This is a genomic window from Paraglaciecola sp. L1A13 (genome assembly GCF_009796745.1).
In the GTDB taxonomy this organism is placed as follows: Bacteria; Pseudomonadota; Gammaproteobacteria; order Enterobacterales; family Alteromonadaceae; genus Paraglaciecola.
This window is the reverse complement of the sequence record NZ_CP047024.1, coordinates 4,373,175-4,395,417: the sequence shown is the minus strand read 5'-3', so window position 1 is coordinate 4,395,417 and position 22,243 is coordinate 4,373,175. Positions and strand designations below refer to the sequence as shown.

Genomic DNA, 22,243 nt, shown 5'->3' with positions numbered 1-22,243 from the left:
ATAAAATATGGAAGCATTAGCTACACATCGCCATGCCCGTACCTCGGCTCAAAAGGCACGCTTGGTTGCAGATCAAATTCGCGGTTTACATGTTGAAAAAGCACTTGAGCTTTTGGCTTATAGCCCTAAGAAAAGTGCTGGTCTAATCAAAAAAGTATTAGAATCAGCAATTGCGAACGCCGAACATAACGAAGGCGCAGACATCGATGAATTGACTGTCGCAAAAGTTTTCGTTGATGAAGGCCCAACAATGAAGCGTATCAAGCCAAGAGCCAAAGGCCGTGCTGATCGTATATTTAAGCGTAGCAGTCACATCACCGTTGTTGTGGCTGATAACTAGGAGAAGATAATGGGACAGAAGGTACATCCTACAGGCATACGCCTGGGTATCAGCAAACCATGGACATCTACCTGGTACGCTAATACTGCAGATTATGCAGATAACTTGTTTAATGATCATCAGGTACGTCAGTATCTGACGAAGGCACTTAAAACTGCTTCTCTTTCTAAGATCGTTATTGAACGTCCAGCGAAAAGCATCCGTGTGACTATTCACACTGCTCGCCCTGGCGTCGTAATCGGTAAGAAAGGTGAAGACGTTGAGAAGCTACGTAAGTATGTATCTAAGTTGGCCGGCGTGCCTGCTCAGATTAACATTGCTGAAGTACGCAAGCCTGAATTAGACGGTCAACTGGTTGCTGACAGCATTGCTAGTCAGTTAGAGCGTCGTGTTATGTTCCGTCGTGCTATGAAGCGCGCAGTTCAAAATGCGATGAGAATTGGTGCCAAGGGTATTAAAGTTCAAGTAAGTGGCCGTTTAGGCGGAGCTGAAATTGCACGTGCTGAGTGGTATCGTGAAGGTCGTGTTCCATTACACACTTTCCGTGCTGACATCGACTATGCAACGTCAGAAGCTAACACAACTTACGGTATCATTGGCGTGAAGGTCTGGATCTTCAAAGGTGAAGTATTAGGCGGATTGCCTCTTACCCAAGAGCAACCAGCTCAGCCTAAGAAGAAAGGCCGTTCACCTAAGCGTGAGGGCTAATTATGTTACAACCTAAACGTATGAAGTTCCGTAAAATGCACAAAGGTCGTAACCGTGGCTATGCCGCTGGCGACAGTGTGAGTTTTGGAACGTTCGGACTAAAATCCGTTGGCCGTGGTCGTATGACCGCTCGCCAAATCGAAGCAGCTCGTCGTGCTATGACACGTGCCGTTAAACGTCAAGGTAAAATTTGGATTCGAGTTTTCCCTGATAAGCCAATTACTGAGAAGCCTCTTGAAGTGCGTCAAGGTAAAGGTAAAGGTAACGTTGAATACTGGGTTTGCCAAATTCAACCAGGTCGTGTTTTATATGAGATGGAAGGTGTTCCGGAATCAGTAGCTCGCGAAGCGTTTGAATTGGCCGCGTCAAAACTGCCGTTTAAAACCACCTTTGTAACTCGGACGGTGATGTAATGAAAGCCACAGAACTGAAAGATAAAAGCGTAGAAGAATTGAACACTGAGCTACTTAGTTTGCTTCGTGAACAATTTAACCTACGTATGCAAGCGAGTACTGGTCAGCTTGAAAAAACTGACCAAATTCGTAAAGTACGTCGCAGTATTGCGCGTGTTAAAACCATTCTGACTCAAAAGGCTGCTGCATAATGACTGAACAATCAAGTCGTACAGTACAAGGTCGTGTGGTCAGCAACAAAATGGATAAAACCATTACTGTTGCGGTAGAGCGTAAAGTGAAACACCCCATTTATGGTAAGTTCATTAAACGTACTACTAAGCTACACGCTCATGACGAGACTAACCAATGTAACGAAGGTGACGTAGTAACAGTACGTGAATGTCGTCCTTTGTCTAAATCCAAAAACTGGATGTTGGTAAATATCGTTACTAAAGCTCAATAAGTTTTAGTTACTATGCTAAAAGGCGCGCCTCGTAAGAGTCGCGCCTTTTTTGTATGTGCTGAATTCTGTTTTAGAATTAAAGTGATATTTATCACTGATAATATTCTTTATTACCTGATTATTTAGGTTCAGTTATTACGTGGTTAATTGTGTTCTCAAGAATGATCGCATCGATAATGCTAGACGATGTGCGAATGCGCAGGCCTTGCTCAGAAGAGATTTGAGTACTCAAGCGTTTGGCTGCCGGTTCGACAGGACACTCTCCCGTTTGTATATGATTAACCGCTGCGCTGAGCATTCCTTCGTTGCGATCACCCATCGAGTGCTGAAAATCGTCCTCTACCATACAGCCTTGTACATCCGCGTCGAACAGCGGCACCGGGGTCGGTATAAAGCCGTCTGAGTATTCACCGAAGCCTTTTTGATTACTACCTTGAAACTGAATGGTGAAGTAGGTTGTACCGCAGTTGTCTTGTGGGTAAAAGCCGTAAGGCTTACCGCAAGTGGTATCGCCAATCAATACCACTTCTATATCAATTCCTATTAGTCCGTTTATAAAGGCTTCACTGGCAGAGCAGGTTGCACTGCTTGAAAGTACATATACAGTACTCAAGCCAAGACTGGGTAGTGCATTAGCGGTAAATACACCTTGTTTGTAGTCTATCTCTCTTCCGTAAAATGGCGTGGCTTGTAGGCGTTGTCCGGTGATAGGGTTAAAGGTAGGGTGTTTACCATTAAATTGCAGCTGATTAAATGTAAGCGCGTCGGTTTGAGACGAGCCTGTGACCATAAACGCCAACTGTGAGGCCATGGATAACAATCCGCCGCCGTTATAGCGCATGTCTATTACTAACGCTTGTATATTGTTTTGGCTAAATAAGGTTATCGCTGAAATTAACTGTCTCTGGGCGCTCTGAATATGGCTGTTGAACTGCATATAACCAATCTGGCCAATATCTGTTGTCAGCACTTTACTGTTTTGAACCGGCGATAGGGCGACATCTCGAGCTGACAGTTGATAACGGGTTTGAGCTCCATTTTGTTTTAATAGGGTAAAATTGGCACTTTGACCTGTAGATGATGGAAACAACGCGGCATTAATCGCACTTACATCATCGCTATCTTGAGTATTGATAAAGTCGATTGTGTTTATAAAAAGTAACTCGTCTCCCCTCGTTATGCCTGCCAAATCTGCCGGAGAGTCGGGTTCCGTATAACGAACAATTATGCTTCTTGGAGCCGTAGCTCGTATAAATTCCCAGCTAATACCGTAACCAAAGGTAATGCCTCCTTGCGTACGGGTTAAATATTCTTCTGTGCTTTGGGAAAAATGAAAATTGTCTTTAAATGTCCCTGAGTTTGTACGAAAGTTGGTTTTTAGCTGGTCGAAATAATCGGCGACCGAAAAATCAACGGGATCGTTATCATCGACTTCGTCAAACCAAAGATAGGTATCATTTGTCCATGACCGCAACCAAAGCATTTCGTCAATCGAATTACCCACAATATCGGGGTAGGCTTCGCCTGTAATATTGTCAATGCCGTTTCTAGGCACTTCACAGTTGTCCTTAAGTAATGATTCGTCGTCAAATACTCCTAGTACCCAGCGGTTGTCAATTTGGGGAGTTGGCATGGTAGGTGATATTAAAGCATTACTGGTTTCACCGCTTCCACCACAAGCGATCAGAAATAGAGACATACATGTTACACACGTTAGTTGAAAACTGATTTTGAAATTCACATATCGCTCACTTGTCATCGTATTATTCGTTTTACGTCATTATCTTAAATTTTGTATCGGTTATTTCCTCTTAATCTTGCGAAGAACGTTTAAGTAAAACCGTAAAGTATGTGCCTATTTTAGCAGAGTCAAGCATGTCAGCTGCTATGCCACTATGGTCGAATATCCTAAAGTTCAATGTCTAAAAATGGCTCTTAAGGCTAATATTTTCGTTTCTATCAACACCAATCAACGTTACTTTTTTACGCGGCCTAAAGAGATGTTTTTAACTCACTTACTTCTAGGGCAGTCAGCGCGTATGACTGATGAGCGCTTTTTAAGTTGTATGGTAATGCGACTTCGATTATGCGGTTCACTGAGCCTTGGAGGCACCGAATAATGGCCACTAGAAGAACGAAAGCTAAAGGCTCTACCGCAGAATGTGGAAGTGTCCTTTCGAGTATGCTGTATCTATTACTGGGTGGCATGCTTGCCATCTCGGTTCACTTTACGTTAGATAAAGTCATTCAGGCCCAAGTTAAGGTAGCACATGAGGTAAATATTAGTCATCAGCAACGTATGCTGGTGCAAAGAACAAGTCTATTCGCCACTGCTTATCTGTTCAGTGGCGACAGAGCCGCTAAGCAAACTAGTTTACAAGCACTAGGAAAATTGCAAGCAAACCATCAACAGCTGCTAAATGAACATTATAATGCAATAGATAATAAGCAGAAATCGCCTTTGTCTAATGCATTACAAGCACTTTACCTCACGTCTGATAACAATGTTAATTCTCAGCTAAATTTATTCAGCGAGCAGATTTATCATGCTCTGGATCTACAAGAACAACACGATGATGAGAGCCTCGATGCGAACGTATTAATGGATTTGGTATATACCCCGCTCTTACGTAGTTTAACTAATGTTGCTAGGCAATATGAAACACAAGACTATCAGCGTATAGCGACCTTACGATTGGCTCAGGTTGTTATTTTTTGGTTTATCGTATTTATTTTGTTTATTGGACTTATTGTTATCCTTCTACATGCCAAAAAACAGCGTCAAGAAGCAACCATTTCACATGTTCTAGATATTGATTCGGAGCAATTGAGCCCCATGCTTAATCGGTTTGCTTTTGAGTTATCAGCGTCGAAATTGATTGCTACTGCACGACGACATAATGAATCCATGAGTGTTTTAGCATTTGATATTGACCGGTTTCCCCGTATTTTGGCTAATCATGGGCAAGAAGCCGCTACCAGTGTTTTAACGCGTGTGGCGACAACAATATTGTCAGTTTGTCGAGAATCAGATTATTTAGGGCGAATTGAAGACGAAAAGTTTATCCTGCTTTTGCCCAAAACATCGACCGAACAAGCCGTGTGTTTAGCGAATAAAATTCGCCTTTATTTTCAAGAGGACCAAGGAGATATTCCCTCAAATACGATCTCAATTTCTGTCAGTATCGGCGTGAGTGAACTTAACGATGACGACAACCTACTGCAGCAAATTATTGCTCGAGCTGAGCAGGCCTTAGGGCGTCGAAAAAATGAAGGCTGTGCGAGAGTCTGCATTGCGTAAACAGTTGCAACTGTATATTCACCTGTTTTTAAAAAAGCATTTTCGAAAGTATTTTGACTGTTAGTTTTTAACTATCGCTGCAATATTTATAAAAGCTTAATTGATTCAGCTGATTAAGTGCATCGAATTTTTTCATAGCCCCTTTTTTAAAGAGGCTGCTATTCTAACTTTACGGATTTAATTGCCTATGTCCTTTCGTAGGTAAAGTCAAACCATGTAACAGAGAGATTACCATGACAGATAAGCCTAGATTAACGACCAGTGCAGGTGCTCCCATCCCTTCGAATAGTACCTCTCAGTCAGCAGGTGAAAGAGGGCCATTACTGCTTACCGATTACCAATTAATTGAAAAGCTTGCTCATCAAAACCGTGAGCGTATTCCTGAACGAGCAGTGCATGCAAAAGGGTGGGGCTTGAAAGGGAAATTTACTGTGACGCACGATATCAGCCAATATTCTTGCGCTAAAATATTTTCACAGGTCGGTAAAACAACAGAAGTGCTTAGCCGCTGGTCTACAGTTGCAGGCGAGTCTGGTGCTGCCGATACCGAACGTGACGTGCGTGGTTTTAGTCTCAAGTTTTATACCGAAGAAGGTAATTGGGATATGGTGGGCAATAACACCCCAGTATTCTTTGTGCGTGACGGTTTTAAGTTTCCTGACTTTATCCGCACCCAGAAACGCCATCCCAAGACTAACTTGCGCTCTCCAGAGGCTATGTTTGATTTTTGGGCCGCGCAACCAGAATGTGTACATCAGGTGACTATTCTGATGTCAGACCGTGGGATCCCCGTGAATCCAATGTATATGAACGGCTACGGGAGTCATACTTTTAGTTTGTGGAATAAAGAAGGTGAGCGTTTTTGGGTCAAATTTCACTTTAAAACGCAGCAAGGTCACAAGCATTATACTAACGCCGAAGCAGAAGTATTGACCGGTAAAACTCGTGAGGCTTATCAAGAAGATTTATATAATGCGGTTGAACAGGGTAATTTCCCCAAATGGACGATGTATATTCAGGTTATGCCAGAACTTGATGCTCCAAACCAACCGTTTAATCCATTCGATATCACCAAAATCTGGCCCCATGCTGATTTTCCACTTATTGAAGTGGGTGAGTTAGAAATGAATGAGAACCCTGAAAACTATTTCCAAATGGTAGAAAACGCTGCTTATAGCCCATCCAATGTGGTTCCAGGAATTGGTTTTAGTCCTGACAAAATGTTACAGGCACGGGTATTTTCTTACGCTGATGCCCATCGTTATCGTTTAGGCACGCATTACGAAGCATTGCCAGCCAATGCAGCGAAAGCAGCTAACGTCCAGCATTACCATAAAGATGGTTCGATGCGTTTTTTCACCAATGACTTTGGTAACTCAGATGCCTATTACGAGCCAAATCAACACAACGGTCCTGTTGCAGATGCTAGCGTAGCCGAGCCGCCACTTAGAATTGATGGCGATGCTACCCGTTATGAGCAAGTTGAAAGTGACGCTGATTACGTGCAGCCTAGAGCACTGTATGAGATGTTCGATGATGCACAAAAGCAGCGTCTATATAATAACTACGCTGCGGCAATGGGTCCTTGTTCTTCTTCTGTGAAAGAACGCTGGTATGCGGTACTTGAGAAGGTACATCCCGATTATGCGCAAGGTGTGCGGTTAGCAAATGAAAAGATCGATAGCGATATTAACGCTGTGCCTGTAACGAATAACACGCCAACTTAGTCAACGGCAAAAATAATGATATAAAAAAAGCCGCTAAAGCGGCTTTTTTTATATTAAATCATATGCGTTTTATTACATATGTTGTGGTCGCTAAATGACTGGCTAATAAAGATACCAAACAATACCCAACAAAGTAGAAAAAACCATCTCCTGCGGCGGATAAAGTTTGCGTGCTTATATCAATCGAAATACCAAATCCAAACAAACTGAGTGTTTCACGAGAAAACGTATCTGCATGATTTGTAGATAGAATTGCTAAGAATATAGCCACTACAAATACATCAGCCATGGACCATTTACCAATAGCTGCCACAAACTGTGTAATGTGCAGCTTGAGATTTTCGTTACGGGTAAAGTACGCAAGGCTCATTAAGGCAGTTTTGAGTATTGGAATGCATACTGAGAACACAAAAATCAACACCGCCACTAAAAAGCGCTCACTACTCCACAGGTCTTGAACCGTATTAAGTATCGATAGATCTTTATCGATCAATGTTGAAGTAATCCCTGCGGCATTTAGTAGCGCAGTCATCTCCATATTTAATGCGAACATGGGTAGGGTGATACCAGGAATGAATAAAGCTATGGCGATAATGTTTAAGGCGAATGAGAGATGTCGTTTCAAAAAAAGTCCTAAAAATCTAATTTATTTTTCGAAACGATAAACGACTTTCAAAGAATCATCTACTTCTGATTCTAATAAGTAGCCAATTGCTTGGGGCGTTGTTTTAAGCTCATTAAGCATCTCGTCGTCAGTGTCGAAGCTACTTGGCGGACTTGCGCGGCCTGAAAACAATAGACGGGCCCAGTAAGCATTAATTTTTGCCTCACTCTTGCTCACCAGTTCTTGATAGAATCGCTGTTTTTCAGGACTACCAGCTACCCGGTCAAGGGGTTTTGCCAACACACCGTCTGGGAACGTATTATAGCGACCCATGTAAATATCGATGATTTGCGTTTTGCTTAATGAATCGATGGGATTTTGCTTGCTTACCACCACAACCATAGCCTGTGCGCAAACGGGCAGGCACAGTAATAACATTAAACCCAATACGCTTTTGCTTATAAAATGCATATCAGAATATCCAGTTAAGGTTAAGGCTGGATACTGTTACTTTTTGGCCTGACTCAGGCTCTTCATAAACTCGCCATAACGCGAAACCATTATCTGATATAACACTATAATCGACCTGAAGTTTCGCCACCAGAGAGGGCGATATCTGCCATTTAGCGCCCACGCTAAAAGTGTGTTGTTTAATTCTGTTATTTTCTAATGATTCTTTAATTATGGGACTAAAAGACTGAATAACGGCCACAATCGTCGCGGAAGCGTCAGATGAAATTTCCCCCACATCGTCGCTAAAATTATCCTTAGTCGGATGTATCGCTGAAATGGTCGCGTAATAGGTAATATTGCCGGGTTGATAGCCCAAACTGACGTAACCCGATAGGGTATCTCGCTCTATATCCCATTCGGAGTCAATAAATCCTATCTCTGATTGGACTAACCATAAGTCATTGTCATATTGGTAGCCCAAACCAAAAAATTGTTGTTTTTTGCCAACAAAATCAAACCTATCTAGTAGCTCGGGACCGCCTGGCCAAATAGAAGGAGGGAACAGAGCAATTGCGTCATCAATTACGCTTAAGTCGGCGCCGTACTCATCCACTTTTGTATCCAGAAATGAAGCCCTTATCTGCCAATTGTCTTGTTGATAAGTCATTGATGCTATTAGCATATTACCGAAATTAATATCTACCGCTGAGCCCGTTGTTGCAACTGTCGCGTCGGTTTCCCCATAACCCAATTTAAGTTGTAGAAAACCATTTCCCAATGAATGTTTATATAACAGGTCTGCACCTTCAAATTGGGATACAGATGACACTTTTGCGTAAAACTCAGAGGGAGGTCTAGCCCACAAGTATGCATAACCAACTGATTTATATTCAGATAAAAAATAAATGTCAGTGTTCATGCGCCCAGCGCGAATTTCCCAGTTGTTATTTACGTGATAACGTAAAAAGGCAACATCTAAATAATTAAGCGCTGAATCATCGAGTTTGTCTCGATAAACCGCTTGAACAACCGCATCCCACTGGGCATTCACGTTGATGTTGACCTGCGCTCCAATTAAAGAGTCAGGCGCAAATGAAAAGCTGCGTTGGGCTGGAATTTTGAAGTTAGGATGAAATCCGAGATCATCGCTATCGTTATATATTGCCCCTAGGGTAGCGAAGCCATTGAACTTGAACATGTCATCCGCCGCGTGCGCGATATTAACGCAAAGTACATTTACAAAAAATAGGCAAATTATGGGACGAAGATGTGTTTTTAAGATATTTTTCATGGTCGAATATACACTCGAAATTTTGCGTTTTAGATCGCGGCACAGCTTTTGCTCTGGGTAATAAACGATATCACAGCATCAATTCATTACCTACAAAGCACCTGACATTTTATATTGGGGCAGTGCTTATCGTTTTGACTTTCCTCGTACTGAATGTTTGTGATTATAGACAGCTTTACCATTTAACGAGTATGAAATTACATACCTAGTAATGTGAGTTAATACCCATAATCTGTAAATACAGGCTACATTTACGATTCTAATGAACTTCGGTAGAGATAAAACTTTGCGCATTGTCTTATGTATTTTTATATTCTGCTTTACCTTCAAAGCTTCCGCGGCAGAGTTAAATTGGGTAGAGACATTAAACTGGCTAAAGCAATCATTACCGCAAAGTGCTGATCTCGATTTTAACAAGAAAAGCATTAAATTCGATGGTTGCCACCAACGGGATTATCAGCTCAGCTTTCATCAAGAATTGGGTGAATATATTTTTATCGAAACGCAAATAGGTTATGTAAAAGGTGAGCTAAGTTGGGGAGCGCACAATCAAAAAACAACCTCACGTCAATGGGCCATTTTACCTCGTTACCGCGTCAATCATCAGATTAGTTTAGGCTTGGGTTATGTGAAACAAATGGATACTAATCTTGAAACATCACAAGGTGCTGATATTCAGCTTCCTGCGAGCGATAAATGGCTGCTGAGCTCGCGTTTTACCCTTGATTCTGATCACCAATATGTAGAGGTGGCTCTTTCTAAAGCACTTTGGCAGGCGAACGATGCGACCCAAACATGGTTAGGACAAGGGCGCACCGATAAACATATTAATATTGTCTATGTAGCAAATTTTTAAACTGCGATTTGATAGTTTAATTTTCCTTGAACAGTCTCACTTATGCAAACACCACTGTTTTAGAACGATGAATAATCACCCTGTCCTCTAAATGATAACGAACACCGTTAGCAAGTGCTGTTTTCTCGCAGTTTTTACCTTTTCGAACCATATCCTGAGCGGAGTCGCTATGGGAAATTCGCATGACTTCTTGTTCGATAATCGGTCCCTCATCTAGATCACTGGTAACATAGTGACAGGTAGCGCCGATAAGTTTTACACCTCTATCATATGCTTGTTGATAGGGTTTGGCGCCGGCGAATGAGGGCAAAAAACTGTGGTGAATATTGATAGCGCGGCCAGCTAATTCTTGACACAGGGATTCAGGTAAAATCTGCATAAAGCGCGCAAGTACGGTTAAATCAATGTCGTATTGCTTAATTAACTGACTGATCTGAGCGAAAGCAGCTTCTCTACCCAAGGTTTTAAAGTCAATCCAATGAAAAGGAATGCTGTGCCAATCGGCAAATTGTTTCATTTGTGGATGATTGGCAATAATACAGGGAATATCACAATACAATTCTTTGCTATGCCAGCGGTGTAATAAGTCCATTAAACAATGGGATTCATGACTGGCAAGTAGCGCCATTTTGGGCTTATTCCGAGAATCAACTAGTTTCCAATTCATGGAATACGAGTCGGCTATGGGCATAAATGCTTGTCTAATTTGGTCTATGTCCATGGTTAGTGAGTCGGTACGTATTTCATGGCGCATAAAAAAACGACCTGTTTGCAGATCGGTATGATGGCTCGCTTCTACAATAGTCGCGTTATGTTGAGCCAAAAATTGACTAACACTGGCCACAAGGCCAACTTGATCGGGACAATCTATGACCAATCTTAAGGTTTGTTGCATGAGTAAATCATCACTTCTGAAATTTGCACCTGTTTTACCTCGCTAGCTCCTTAAGGTAAATAGCGAATCGTTATTGATTGACGGAATTGTCGTTAATTTTTGCTTAAAACGAAAAGCTAGGCTGTAAAGACCATTCTAGCAAAGGGCGATACATGACTCCGTGTTCTGTAGAGATAGACTGATATAAGGTCACCTCGCTATTTTTAAATGTAAAACTAGGTTCAATTAATGGTGCTGGAGGGTTTTCGTGACATTTTCTAGCCAGAGTTAGATGAGAAATATAGTCGCGTTTTTGGATGCTTATACCACTATTTATTGCCGCCTTGTGCAATAGAGCTACCAAATCGAGTTGCGGTTTGGGTACATCCGTGTTGCCTATCCATAACGCCTTTGGCTTCGACCAATATCCCAAATAATCTAAGGTTAACGAGAAACACTTAGTCTTTAAGTGGCTGTCAAGGTACCGACTTAAGGTGTCTAGTTGAGATTCAGAGATTTGCCCTAAAAAGGCCAACGTAATATGAAAGTTACTCGCTTTTACTGGGCTCATAAAATGCGGAAAGGCTTTTTCTCGCCACGCTTCGATAGCCAGTTTCGTTGCTGGGGGTGGGGTAAGGGCAAAAAATGCACGCATATAAAACTCCTGAAAATGCCTGAAAATATCACCTCTACAGGATACACTAGTCAATGACCTTATTTGTTGGTCGGTATCGTTAATTTGTATGAGATAAAACCTTGTCGTTTGTAAAAAGCACCCTGCCAGTAGAAACTATTATTCCCCAGCTACACCATGCGCTTGCGCTAAGGGATGTGATCTTAGTTGCCCCACCTGGTGCAGGAAAATCGACGTGTGTGCCCTTGTCACTGTTAAGGCTTGCACAGTTCTCCGAGCAAAAAATAATTATGTTGCAACCTAGGCGCATTGCCGCGCGCAATATAGCCCATTATCTGGCCAAGCAATTAGGTGAAGATGTGGGGCAAACCGTGGGTTATCGCATTCGTGGTGAAAGCCGCAGCAGCAAGGCAACACGTTTAGAAGTTGTGACTGAAGGCATTCTCACTAGGATGCTACAGAGTAATCCGGAATTACCGGGAGTAGGACTCGTTATATTTGACGAGTTTCATGAACGTAGCATACATGCTGATTTCTCGCTGGCCTTGTGTTTGGAAGTTCAGGATGTTCTGCGCGACGATTTACGTCTACTGATTATGTCTGCCACGTTAGATGTGGCCAGTCTCGGTGAGTTGTTGCCAAAGGCCAAACAGATTGCTTGTGAGGGGCGAAGTTATTCCGTTGAAACCTACTACCGCCCTAATTCTACAAGTGCCTCATTGGTCGAAAAAGTCGCAAGTTTAACCGTGCTTGCGGCAGCCGAGCACCAAGGGGATATTCTGGTCTTTCTGCCTGGGCAAGGTGAAATTTTACGCTGCGCGAGATTGTTAGAACAAAAAATAACAAGTGATGTAAAGATCCATTGTCTTTTTTCACAGCAAAACATAGTCACTCAAGAAGCTGCCTTAATCGCTGACCCAGATGGCAAACGAAAGATCATTCTCGCTACTAATATTGCTGAAACAAGTTTGACCATAGAAGGTATAACGATTGTCGTTGATAGCGGTATGCAAAAAAGTGCGGTTTATCAACTAAGTAAGGGCTTAACACAACTTCACAGCCATATGATTTCAAAGTCATCCGCTACGCAACGAATGGGGCGAGCAGGGCGATTGAGTTCCGGTGTGTGTTATCGTTTGTGGAGCAAAGAGCAGCATCAGCGTCTGATTGAACACGGTCAAGCAGAAATTTTAACCAGCGACCTATCCCCTTTTTTATTAGAAGCGAGTGTTTGGGGCGCAAAGATCAACGATTTAGCATTAATTGACACACCCAGTGACGCTCAACTTAAACAGGCACACTCGGTGCTGATGGGATTGCAGGTACTTGATGAACATCATCAGGTTAGCACTCATGGTAAAGCGGTACATGCTTTGGGCGGGCAGGCAAATATCGCAACCATGCTGTTAAAAAGTAAAGCCCTTGGGGCTGGACATCAAAGTTTAGCGTGCGCAATTGCTGTGCTCCTTGAGGATAAGGACCCACTAGGAAATCAAGCAGGTAGCCTTTGTTATGAACGCTTATCATTATTACAACAACAAAAAAGTCATCCATTGTGGCGCGGGATACGCCAGTGGTATAAAAAGTTGGGATGTGGTGATGCATCTTGGCCGCTAGACGACACGGGAATATTGCTCGGGTTTGCCTTCCCACAATGGATAGGAAAAAGCAGCGGCGCTGGACGTTACGCTTTAGTAGATGGCACAGGGGCTCAGTTGAGTGATAACGACCCGTTAGTTGGCCAACCATGGATAGCCATAGGGCAAATGTTACTCAGCGATAAATACCAGAGTAATGCACGTATCACACTGGCAGAGCCCATTAATATAGTCCAAATCGAGCAGTACTTTTCTCACCTTATTAATAAAGAAATGCGCTGTGAGTGGGATGAAACACGGGAGGCTATTTCCGCTCATTCTCTTCAACGGTTGGGTCATATTGTTCTTAAACAGACCCCGTCAGGAAAGCCCAGTAGCGACCAAATACATCAGATCTGGCGCGAGCAGATTAACCGCCGTGGTGTTATGGCATTGCCCTTTAGTGAGAATGATCTGCAATTGATATATCGATTGAGAATTGCTCACACTTATTTAACTGATAGACAGTGGCCGGATGTGAGTGAAGTCGGGTTGATGGCTACTATTGATAATTGGTTGTTACCCTATTTGTCAGATGTGTTGAGCTGGCAGCAACTAAGCAAATTAGATTTTAAGGCTCTACTGTTAAATCAACTTGATTACACTGCGCAGCAATTACTTAATCAGTTGTTACCCAGCAAAATAACTGTGCCTAGTACAAGTCGCATTGCCTTAAAATATGACGACCATGGCAGTGTCTCGCTGGCGGTTAGAATGCAGGAAGTATACGGCCTTGCCGATACCCCGATGGTTGCTCGGGGACAAGTCAAAGTACAGATGGTTTTGTTGTCACCCGCAGGCAGGCCATTGCAGCAAACTCAGGATCTGGCGGGTTTTTGGCAAGGCAGCTATAAGGAGGTGCAAAAAGAAATGAAAGGACGTTATCAAAAGCACTATTGGCCTGATGATCCTGCGAATGCGTTAGCCACAAGCAAAACGAAAAAGAAGATGAGCAATAACCAGTGAACTGCTAGGATATGCGCGTGTTTTCTGACAACCAGATTCCTACTGTTCACCTGTTGTCTAAACAAAATAATACTATGCGTTCATAATAAACGACTGACACCATTCGTGGTTGATTCTATTTTTAAGGTAAGTCTGTAAAAAATATGAAAAAAACGGCTAAAAGCAATTCTAAGTCCACTAAATCTGCTTCGTCTTCGTTATGGAGTCGCCTGCATCCCTGGGCGTGGATAAAGCGTAATTGGTGGCGCTTACTAATCATTATTGCTGCTGTTATTGCCGCTTATGGCGTGTATCTAGATGCGCAGATTGTTAAACAGTTTAGCGGTAATAAATGGCAAGTACCGGCACAAATTTTTGCACGTCCAATGCATTTGGAATTGAAGCAAGAAATCACGATTCAAGAAATTGTTGAAGAGTTGGAATTACTAGGATATCGCAAGGTCCGACATGCGGACGATACGGGGGAGTACCAACTTAAGGCCACAGGTTTGCGTATTCAGCGCAGAGCATTTCACTTCCCCCATGGGGATGAGACAGAGGTTGCGGTAGATATCACGCTGGCCAACGGCCGCATTAGCGCCCTGCGTAATTTAGACAGTAACGACACGCTCAGCGATATTTATTTGGAGCCTTGGTTGGTCACGCGCCTGATGAGCAGTGGGCGTGAAGACAGAATGCTGGTCAATTTAGATGGCGTACCGCCGTCTTTGATTAAAGCCTTAGTACTGGTGGAAGACAAAGATTTTTATAAGCATTACGGTATTGCTCCGTTATCTATTCTACGTGCGTTGCTGGCAAATATTTCAGCAGGACGGGCGGTTCAAGGGGGGAGCACGTTGACCCAGCAATTGGTTAAAAATTTATTTTTAACCAATGAAAAATCACTTGTACGTAAAGCAAAAGAAGCCCTAATGGCACTGATTATAGACGCCCGATACAGCAAAGATGAAATTATCGAAGCGTACTTGAATGAAGTATTTCTTGGGCAAAATGGAAATACCGGTGTACATGGCTTTGGTTTGGCGAGTTTATTTTATTTTGACCGCCCGCTTGCTGAATTGAACGTAGCTGAAATTGCGACGCTCGTGGGGATCATCAAAGGACCATCTTATTATAATCCCCGTAGACACCCAGAGCGCGTGACTGAGCGGCGTAATCTAGTACTAAGAGTATTATTCGAGAATAACGAATTACAGCGTAGTCAATATGAGTATGCAATTAACCAGCCGCTAAATTTAGCAACGGGTGCCAGTTTAATATCTGGAAAGCATCCTGCATTTATGGGCTTAGTCCGCCGGGAGCTAAAAAACGTGTTGGCCGACCCGAACATGCGTGAATCCGGCTTGAAAGTCTTCACCACACTTGACTCCGTTGCCCAGCGAAAAGCCGAAAAGGCCGTTAACGCAGGCGTGAAGACTCAGCAGAAACGCATGAAGTTAACGGAATTGCAGGCAGCTATGGTGGTGACTGATATCAAAAGTGGTGAAGTACGCTCGATGGTTGGAGACGCTAATCCCCAGTTTCAGGGCTTTAACCGTGCATTGGACGCAAAACGTGCAATAGGCTCACTGATTAAGCCTGCTATTTATTTAACGGCGCTTGAGCGGGCGTCTCAATATAATTTGGCAACGCCACTAAAAGACGAATCTATTCAACTTAAAAGTACCTACGGTAAAATGTGGGAGCCAAAAAACGCGGATAAAAAATTTCGTGGTCAAGTAACACTAGTTGAAGCATTAACCCAGTCGCTAAATGTGCCGACAGTCAACTTAGGCATGGCCGTTGGATTAGATGATATTGCAGCAACAGTTAGGCGTTTGGGGGTTAATGAGCCCATCGATATTTATCCTGCCATGACGCTCGGTGCCGTTAACTTTTCGCCGATTCAAGTCAATCAAATGTATCAGACCATCGCCAATAATGGTCGGTATATCCCTCTGCATGCGGTCACGTCTGTTCTATCGCCAAAAAATAAACCGTTATGGCAATTCAGCAATCGTGGCGAACAAAGAGCTGATTTGAAAGCGACGTATCTACTTAATTACGCGCTACATAAAGTTACGCTTGAGGGCACCGCAAAACAAATCAAAAAGGAGTTTGGCGATATTAATATGGCGGGTAAAACAGGTACCACTGATGACTATCGAGATAGTTGGTTTAGCGGTTTCGACAACAATATCTTGGTCACTAGCTGGATGGGCAAAGACGATAATCAACCCATTAACTTAGGCGGTGCGAGCGGTGCAATGCAACTATTTATTGGTTACCAGAAGCAGCAGCAACCTAAGTCATTAGTGCGTCGCTATCCAAAAGGACTAGGGATTGCACATTTTGATGAGACTAGCGGTGCCGTTAGTCGCCCAGGATGTGCAAATACCATTAGTGTACCGGCTATTTTAGATGCGCTGCCCCCCGTACCAAAAACCTGTAATGGGGAAGTGCGTGGCCCGCTGAAAAAGTCACTATGGGAAAGGCTCTTTGGTAGCTAAACACTGACCACAAAGTTATTTGTCTTTGTTGTCTTTCATGGCGGGCAGGTGGGCTGTTTTATTCAGCCTATCCTGAATAAACGATTCCGCGCCATTGGTTGTGGTGCATTTAATATTACCGCCTGTTAATCCCGCCAATATAGCAACGCCTTTATTGGTATAGCTTGAGCAGTCTGCAAGCACTTCATTTTCCTTTTGCAATTTTTCATCTTCCGTTAACTGGCTCAATTCTGGTTTATCAAGCAGGCTTGGAGAGGTTTGTTCTCGTCGATACCGCGCAGCTTCCTCGGCCGCTAACTCTTCAATGGAACGCTGCGATGAGGTATGCAATTGGTCCTTCACTTTATCGGAAACGGTTTGCTCTTGCCCTTCAGCAATATTCGGTCTCTCGCTACTTTTAGGAAGCGCTAACGGATCGTGCTGTACAAAACTGGCTTCACTCTTTGCTTCTGACTGTGATATTTCGTCAGGTGGCAATTCAGGAACGTTCTCAGGCAAAGTTATTGGCTCAGGTGGCGCCACTGCTACAGGTTCTGATTCAACCGTCACAGGGGTTTCTCGTTTCGCTGTGGCGTCTGGTGTCGGTGCAGGCTCTGATGTCGTTACAAGATCAACATCGTTAGCTGGTTCAGGTTTATCTGCAGGTGCTTGTTCCTTGGGCTGACGGATTGGGGGGAAGATCAAACGTGCCGCTATGGGCTTGGTTTTCGGTGCTGCATCATTTGCCGTTTCGAAATTGGGTATTTCATTTGGGCTGCGGGCAATCAAAATCACAATAACTAGGTGCAACAGCAAAGATGCCAAAATTATCCATAATGTTCCCACTTTCGCTTTTGGTCTTCGCGGTGGGCTAGGGCTGAAATCCGCTTTCATTGGGTAGGGGTCTGTTATAAGCACGTGATCATTAATAACTGTAAGTCAGTAAAACCCAGTAGAGTAACATATGGGAAGGTAAGTTCAGTTATAGCAATGTAAAGGTAGTGTAAAGATGCCAATGGCTTGTCATTCACCACTCATCATTCAGACCGCGCCCTATTTCTCCCCGATTTGTGCGCACATTCAATGTATTTCAATCTCGTCTATATAACGGCAAATTTAAGCTGAAATCTAAAAATAGAAAGTTCATAAAACGCTTTATGCGCCAAATAGGTGCATTTGCGCAAAATTGAACCAATTTTGTGCGAGGTGAGGTGATGAAAAAGCGAGTTTTTATTGTAAATACATGATTTTATTGATTTAAAATTTATGGCATAGCTCTTGTTCTATCTAGTGTAATTATAGCGTTAAACATCATAATAATTACCGGGAGCAGCAATATGAAATTAGTCACAGCGATCATCAAGCCGTTTAAGCTAGATGATGTGCGCGAAGCCATTTCTGAAATAGGAATCGACGGATTAACCGTTACCGAAGTCAAAGGTTTTGGGCGTCAAAAAGGCCACACAGAGCTATACCGCGGAGCGGAATACCAAGTGGATTTCTTACCAAAAGTGAAACTAGAGATCGCGGTTCAAGACGATCAAGTTGAGCGCTTGGTTGAAGCCATAGTGGGCGCAGCGAAAACGGGCAAAATTGGTGACGGTAAAGTATTTGTTTACGACTTAGAACATGCAGTTCGAATTCGTACCGGTGAAACCGACGGCGAAGCTATTTAGAAAGACAGAGGATAATAATAATGGAACAAGCATTTCACTTACAATACGCTTTGGATACGTTTTACTTCCTAGTGTGTGGCGCACTCGTTATGTGGATGGCCGCTGGCTTCTCCATGCTAGAAGCAGGATTGGTTCGTTCAAAAAACACGACTGAAATTCTAACTAAGAATATCGCACTTTTCGCAATCTCATGTACGATGTATCTCGTGTGTGGTTACGCAATTATGTACGGTGGCGATTACTTCTTAACAGGCATAGAAAACGTTGATGTTGCAGAAAAATTAGGCGAATTTGCAACTCGTGAAGACGGTTTTGAAGGCGGTTCGATATACTCTAACGCGTCAGACTTTTTCTTTCAGGTAGTATTCGTAGCAACCGCTATGTCAATCGTATCTGGTGCGGTAGCCGAGCGTATGAAACTCTTTGCTTTCTTGGCATTCGCTGTTGTGATGACTGCGTTCATCTACCCAATGGAAGGCGGCTGGACTTGGGGTGGTAACTCTGTGTTTGGTTTATATAGTCTTGGTGATGATTTTGGATTCTCTGACTTTGCTGGTTCAGGCATTGTACATATGGCTGGCGCTGCAGCAGCATTAGCCGGTGTATTATTACTTGGCGCACGTAAAGGTAAATATACCGCAGACGGTAAAGTAAATGCTATCCCAGGTGCAAACTTGCCTATGGCAACGTTAGGTACATTCATCTTATGGATGGGTTGGTTTGGCTTTAATGGCGGTTCAGTATTGAAACTGGGTGATATCGCTAACGCTAACTCAGTAGCAATGGTGTTTTTAAACACGAATGCTGCCGCATCAGGTGGTGCAATAGCGGCACTTATCGTTGCAAAAATTCTGTTCAAAAAAGCAGATTTAACTATGGTGCTTAACGGTGCTCTTGCCGGCCTAGTAGCTATTACTGCAGAGCCATCTACTCCGTCAGCATTAGGTGCCACGCTTATTGGCGCTATCGGTGGTGTGATCGTTGTATTTTCTATCCTTAGTCTTGATAAGTTGAAAATTGATGATCCAGTTGGCGCGATTTCAGTTCACGGCGTAGTGGGTTTCTTCGGCGTAATGGTAGTACCAGCTACTAACGACGGTGCGACTTATTTAGGACAGTTTGTCGGAGCAATGACTATTTTCGTTTGGGTATTCGCCGCGAGTCTAATCGTATGGGCAATATTGAAAGCGGTAATGGGTATCCGAGTTAGTGAAGAAGAAGAGTTTGAAGGTGTGGATATTAGTGAGTGTGGTTTAGAAGCTTACCCAGACTTTACTAACGGTAACGGTCGTTAGTAATTACTAACGATACGGTGGGATAATAATAATATAATCCACCTACCCCCCAAGTACTTTGGTGGGGTAATGTTCAAAACGACTTTGGCCCCGCATATGCGGGGCTTTTTTATGACGTTATTTTTAATTCAATATTGTGCAAACTATCGACCAGTTGATATATGACGACCGCAAAATGTGGACAGCATCTTTTATTCGCAGTTTCAGCAAGTTGTGCCAGTATTCAGTGAATTATACGTAATGCTCAAAATCGCGTATATTACGTGTAAGCGCTAAACCCCAAAGAGGGTGCAATCATACTGAAGTTCTTTAATGACTATGATATGTGCAGCGTATGACTAAAACCGCAACCACACTAAGAGTTTTATGCTACAACCACAAAAAGGGATTTGTGCTGAGCCAAGTTTGCACGCCCTATACCTACTGCTGAATGTTAATGACGACGATGACTGCTTGATGCGCATCAAAATTGCGCAAATAATTGATTTGTTTGCACATTACGATGAAGAACACTATGAGGCTATGGTTTCTGGCGTGGTGGCGATTGGCAGTAGCTATTGGCACGAAGTGTACCCAGGGTTGATACCTGTTGAGTTGGCACCCTTTCCTGATATGCACTATGACGATCGTAGTGCGCCGGTTTCACCTTGTGATTTATTTATTCAGGTGCGTGCGGACCGGGCTGATATTTGCCATGGACTGGCTATGGAGATTATGCGCATATTGGGTTCTCATGTTGATTTAATGGAAGATATTCGTGGCTTTAGATACTTAGATGGTCGTGATTTAACTGGCTTTGTTTATGGTGCCGACAATCCTAAAGGCATGCAAAAGCTAGACACTGCATTAGTGGGGGAGCTAGATCCTGATTTTGCGGGAGGAAGCTATATTCACGTTCAGCGTTATCGACACAATATTGTGAAATGGGAGCAGCTCTCCACTTCCCAGCAAGAATACATTATGGGCCGCAAAAAATCAGACAACAGTCAGCTGAATGACGCATTGAAATCACCACGTAGCCACTTTGATTGTGCGAAGATAGTTGATAATCAAGGCAAAGCCATGGGTATTTTACGCCAAAGTATGCCCTATGGTGATATGCATGTGCAGGGGCTATTTTTTGTAAGTTGCGCCAAAAGCCCAAAGCCATTTGAATATATGCTACGAAATATGATCATCAATGATGAAAATGGCGAGTATGACAGGTTATTAGACTACACCAGTGCAGAAACTGGCGCCGCTTTTTTTGCTCCTTCGTTAACCTTTATTAAACAGCGGGCAAACTAATATACGTTGCTCGTTGGCGATAAACTTGAAATATTACGTAAACGTAACTTGATGGCCATAAGCGCGACTTACTGCTGTATTTTATCGAAACATCTATCAGTATTCCGATGATCTGCGTTTAACTATACAAGCGCTGCTTGTATCAACTGAAGAACGGCCATAGATACTTACAATTGCACTGTGCCGTCCCAATCATGAGGTAAGGTAAGTGTTGCTAAATGTTTGCATTGTTTAATGTGCAAACGAGGTAAGTAATCATCAGGATTGAGTGCGACCGCTTGTTCAAAGCAGTCAATTGCTTGGGGCCAATTTTGCTTGAATCGATGGCTGAGTCCTTGCTTTATAAACCTTGAATTAACTAGCTTTTGCTGTTGTAAATCCTCTGGTAAGTGAGCGATCACTTCGTGTATTTCTATTGCTTTGCTTCTTCCTTTTACCTTTATCCAATCAAGTAGCCGAGATGTGAATCGCTTAGGTTGCGCGGCTTGTTGTAATGTCTGTGCACTAACAACAATATCGCAGTGGTAAATAGGGGCTAAGGCCTCAAGACGATAGGCAATGTTTACACTATCTCCGATAACAGTGGTATCCATACGGTCATCTGAGCCCACCGTGCCTAAAACGACAGGGCCAAAATGAATACCCACACCAATATCTATCGGAGGATAATCACTATTTTGTCGGTGCTGATTATAGATATTAAGCGCATAGCGTAAATCTAGCGCAGCGCACAGTGCGTCACTGGCCTTATCTTCGTTATCGCCGCCGGGATGATCAAACAAAGCCATAATAGCATCGCCAATAAATTTATCGATAAAGCCACTATTGAGATGAATGGGGTCGTTCATACGCAAGAAGTAGGAATTTAAAAAGCGCATTAGTTCTTGCGGACTCATTTGTTCCGACAAGCCCGTAAAGCCGCGAATATCGCAAAATAATATCGCTACATCGTCTTCTACTGCATGACCGAGTTCAAGCACACTGGAGCCATGTTTAGCAAAATGGTCAACAAACTGTTTAGGCACAAATTTTTGAAAAGTATGGCGTAAGCGCAATGCTTCATCGGCCTTTTGCTCGAAACGTTCAGGGGATAAATTACTTTGAACGTCAGGCTTTATGCGCGGCTTGGGCATAACTGTGGGTTGTGTGCGCAGCTTGCCAATTAATATTAGAATAATGGCGATACACAGCGCACAAATCGCTAACAAAACAAGGGGTAAGGGGTGCATGATAGGTTCAAACATAAAACTTACATTGTTTCGCTAACG

General features: G+C 43.1%; 21 protein-coding genes. 13 read left to right on the top strand and 8 right to left on the bottom strand.

Annotated elements, in window-relative coordinates; translation table 11 throughout:
• Window positions 1-7: 7 nt before the first annotated feature.
• Genes rplV through rpsQ form a run of 5 tightly spaced genes read left to right on the top strand, consistent with a single transcriptional unit; the run spans window position 8 to window position 1,906 of the window.
• Window positions 8-340: a 50S ribosomal protein L22 gene (gene rplV / locus GQR89_RS18580; RefSeq protein WP_007104261.1), complete on the top strand. Its 333-nt coding sequence runs from the start codon at window positions 8-10 to the stop codon at window positions 338-340.
• Window positions 341-349: 9 nt separating this feature from the next.
• Window positions 350-1,048: a 30S ribosomal protein S3 gene (gene rpsC, locus GQR89_RS18575; RefSeq protein WP_158771430.1), complete on the top strand. Its 699-nt coding sequence runs from the start codon at window positions 350-352 to the stop codon at window positions 1,046-1,048.
• Between the two features lie 2 nt (window positions 1,049-1,050).
• Window positions 1,051-1,461, top strand: a complete 411-nt coding sequence (gene rplP, locus GQR89_RS18570; RefSeq protein ID WP_006992675.1) for a 50S ribosomal protein L16 — start codon at window positions 1,051-1,053, stop codon at window positions 1,459-1,461.
• Window positions 1,461-1,652: a 50S ribosomal protein L29 gene (rpmC, locus tag GQR89_RS18565; protein ID WP_158771429.1), complete on the top strand. Its 192-nt coding sequence runs from the start codon at window positions 1,461-1,463 to the stop codon at window positions 1,650-1,652. The genes rplP and rpmC overlap by 1 nt, the downstream gene beginning before the upstream one ends.
• Entirely contained in the window at window positions 1,652-1,906 is a 255-nt protein-coding gene (gene rpsQ, locus GQR89_RS18560; protein WP_158771428.1) for a 30S ribosomal protein S17, read from the top strand. The genes rpmC and rpsQ overlap by 1 nt, the downstream gene beginning before the upstream one ends.
• A 118-nt stretch (window positions 1,907-2,024) precedes the next feature.
• Here rpsQ and GQR89_RS18555 read toward each other — a convergent pair whose 3' ends face one another.
• Window positions 2,025-3,605 (bottom strand): S41 family peptidase, encoded by a 1,581-nt coding sequence (locus GQR89_RS18555; protein ID WP_158771427.1) that lies wholly within the window; start codon window positions 3,603-3,605, stop codon window positions 2,025-2,027.
• A 420-nt stretch (window positions 3,606-4,025) separates the two neighbouring features.
• On the opposite strand from GQR89_RS18555, the gene GQR89_RS18550 reads away from it, so the two are divergent.
• Together GQR89_RS18550 and GQR89_RS18545 are read left to right on the top strand one after the other, a co-directional pair.
• Complete coding sequence (locus GQR89_RS18550) at window positions 4,026-5,207, top strand: GGDEF domain-containing protein (RefSeq protein WP_158771426.1); 1,182 nt, start codon at window positions 4,026-4,028, stop codon at window positions 5,205-5,207.
• Window positions 5,208-5,440: 233 nt separating this feature from the next.
• The gene (locus tag GQR89_RS18545) at window positions 5,441-6,934 is read left to right on the top strand and encodes a catalase (RefSeq protein WP_158771425.1); all 1,494 of its coding nucleotides are present in this window, start codon (window positions 5,441-5,443) and stop codon (window positions 6,932-6,934) included.
• A 58-nt stretch (window positions 6,935-6,992) separates the two neighbouring features.
• Here the strand turns inward: GQR89_RS18545 and GQR89_RS18540 are convergent, their stop codons facing one another.
• The 3 genes from GQR89_RS18540 to GQR89_RS18530 are packed head-to-tail and all read right to left on the bottom strand — an operon-like array spanning window position 6,993 to window position 9,189.
• Window positions 6,993-7,559, bottom strand: coding sequence for a paraquat-inducible protein A (locus GQR89_RS18540; protein ID WP_158771424.1), 567 nt, complete (start codon window positions 7,557-7,559; stop codon window positions 6,993-6,995).
• 21 nt (window positions 7,560-7,580) lie between these two features.
• Window positions 7,581-8,009 (bottom strand): hypothetical protein, encoded by a 429-nt coding sequence (locus GQR89_RS18535; RefSeq protein ID WP_233269020.1) that lies wholly within the window; start codon window positions 8,007-8,009, stop codon window positions 7,581-7,583.
• 1 nt (window position 8,010) lies between these two features.
• Window positions 8,011-9,189, bottom strand: coding sequence for a hypothetical protein (locus GQR89_RS18530; protein WP_158771423.1), 1,179 nt, complete (start codon window positions 9,187-9,189; stop codon window positions 8,011-8,013).
• Window positions 9,190-9,544: 355 nt separating this feature from the next.
• Here GQR89_RS18530 and GQR89_RS18525 point away from each other — a divergent pair, with 355 nt between their 5' ends.
• Window positions 9,545-10,138, top strand: a complete 594-nt coding sequence (locus tag GQR89_RS18525; protein WP_233269019.1) for a hypothetical protein — start codon at window positions 9,545-9,547, stop codon at window positions 10,136-10,138.
• 40 nt (window positions 10,139-10,178) lie between these two features.
• Here the strand turns inward: GQR89_RS18525 and purU are convergent, their stop codons facing one another.
• Window positions 10,179-11,033 (bottom strand): formyltetrahydrofolate deformylase, encoded by an 855-nt coding sequence (gene purU, locus GQR89_RS18520; RefSeq protein WP_158771422.1) that lies wholly within the window; start codon window positions 11,031-11,033, stop codon window positions 10,179-10,181.
• Between the two features lie 103 nt (window positions 11,034-11,136).
• A complete protein-coding gene (gene thpR / locus GQR89_RS18515) occupies window positions 11,137-11,667 on the bottom strand; it encodes an RNA 2',3'-cyclic phosphodiesterase (protein ID WP_158771421.1) in 531 nt (176 codons plus the stop codon).
• A gap of 101 nt (window positions 11,668-11,768) precedes the next feature.
• Between thpR and hrpB the strand changes: the two genes are divergently transcribed.
• Window positions 11,769-14,249: an ATP-dependent helicase HrpB gene (gene hrpB, locus GQR89_RS18510; protein WP_158771420.1), complete on the top strand. Its 2,481-nt coding sequence runs from the start codon at window positions 11,769-11,771 to the stop codon at window positions 14,247-14,249.
• Window positions 14,250-14,392: 143 nt separating this feature from the next.
• On the top strand, window positions 14,393-16,738 hold the full coding sequence (gene mrcB, locus GQR89_RS18505) for a penicillin-binding protein 1B (protein ID WP_158771419.1): 2,346 nt from the start codon (window positions 14,393-14,395) through the stop codon (window positions 16,736-16,738).
• 15 nt (window positions 16,739-16,753) lie between these two features.
• Here mrcB and GQR89_RS18500 read toward each other — a convergent pair whose 3' ends face one another.
• On the bottom strand, window positions 16,754-17,611 hold the full coding sequence (locus GQR89_RS18500) for a hypothetical protein (RefSeq protein ID WP_158771418.1): 858 nt from the start codon (window positions 17,609-17,611) through the stop codon (window positions 16,754-16,756).
• Window positions 17,612-18,054: 443 nt separating this feature from the next.
• Here GQR89_RS18500 and glnK point away from each other — a divergent pair, with 443 nt between their 5' ends.
• The 3 genes from glnK to GQR89_RS18485 all read left to right on the top strand — a co-directional run bounded on the left by glnK (window position 18,055) and on the right by GQR89_RS18485 (window position 20,975).
• Window positions 18,055-18,393: a P-II family nitrogen regulator gene (gene glnK / locus GQR89_RS18495; protein WP_007103493.1), complete on the top strand. Its 339-nt coding sequence runs from the start codon at window positions 18,055-18,057 to the stop codon at window positions 18,391-18,393.
• A 20-nt stretch (window positions 18,394-18,413) separates the two neighbouring features.
• A complete protein-coding gene (locus tag GQR89_RS18490) occupies window positions 18,414-19,688 on the top strand; it encodes an ammonium transporter (RefSeq protein ID WP_158771417.1) in 1,275 nt (424 codons plus the stop codon).
• A gap of 366 nt (window positions 19,689-20,054) precedes the next feature.
• Window positions 20,055-20,975: a Dyp-type peroxidase gene (locus tag GQR89_RS18485; RefSeq protein ID WP_158771416.1), complete on the top strand. Its 921-nt coding sequence runs from the start codon at window positions 20,055-20,057 to the stop codon at window positions 20,973-20,975.
• 167 nt (window positions 20,976-21,142) lie between these two features.
• On the opposite strand, the gene GQR89_RS18480 is transcribed toward GQR89_RS18485, so the two are convergent.
• Entirely contained in the window at window positions 21,143-22,219 is a 1,077-nt protein-coding gene (locus tag GQR89_RS18480) for an adenylate/guanylate cyclase domain-containing protein (protein ID WP_158771415.1), read from the bottom strand.
• Between the last annotated feature and the right edge of the window lie 24 nt (window positions 22,220-22,243).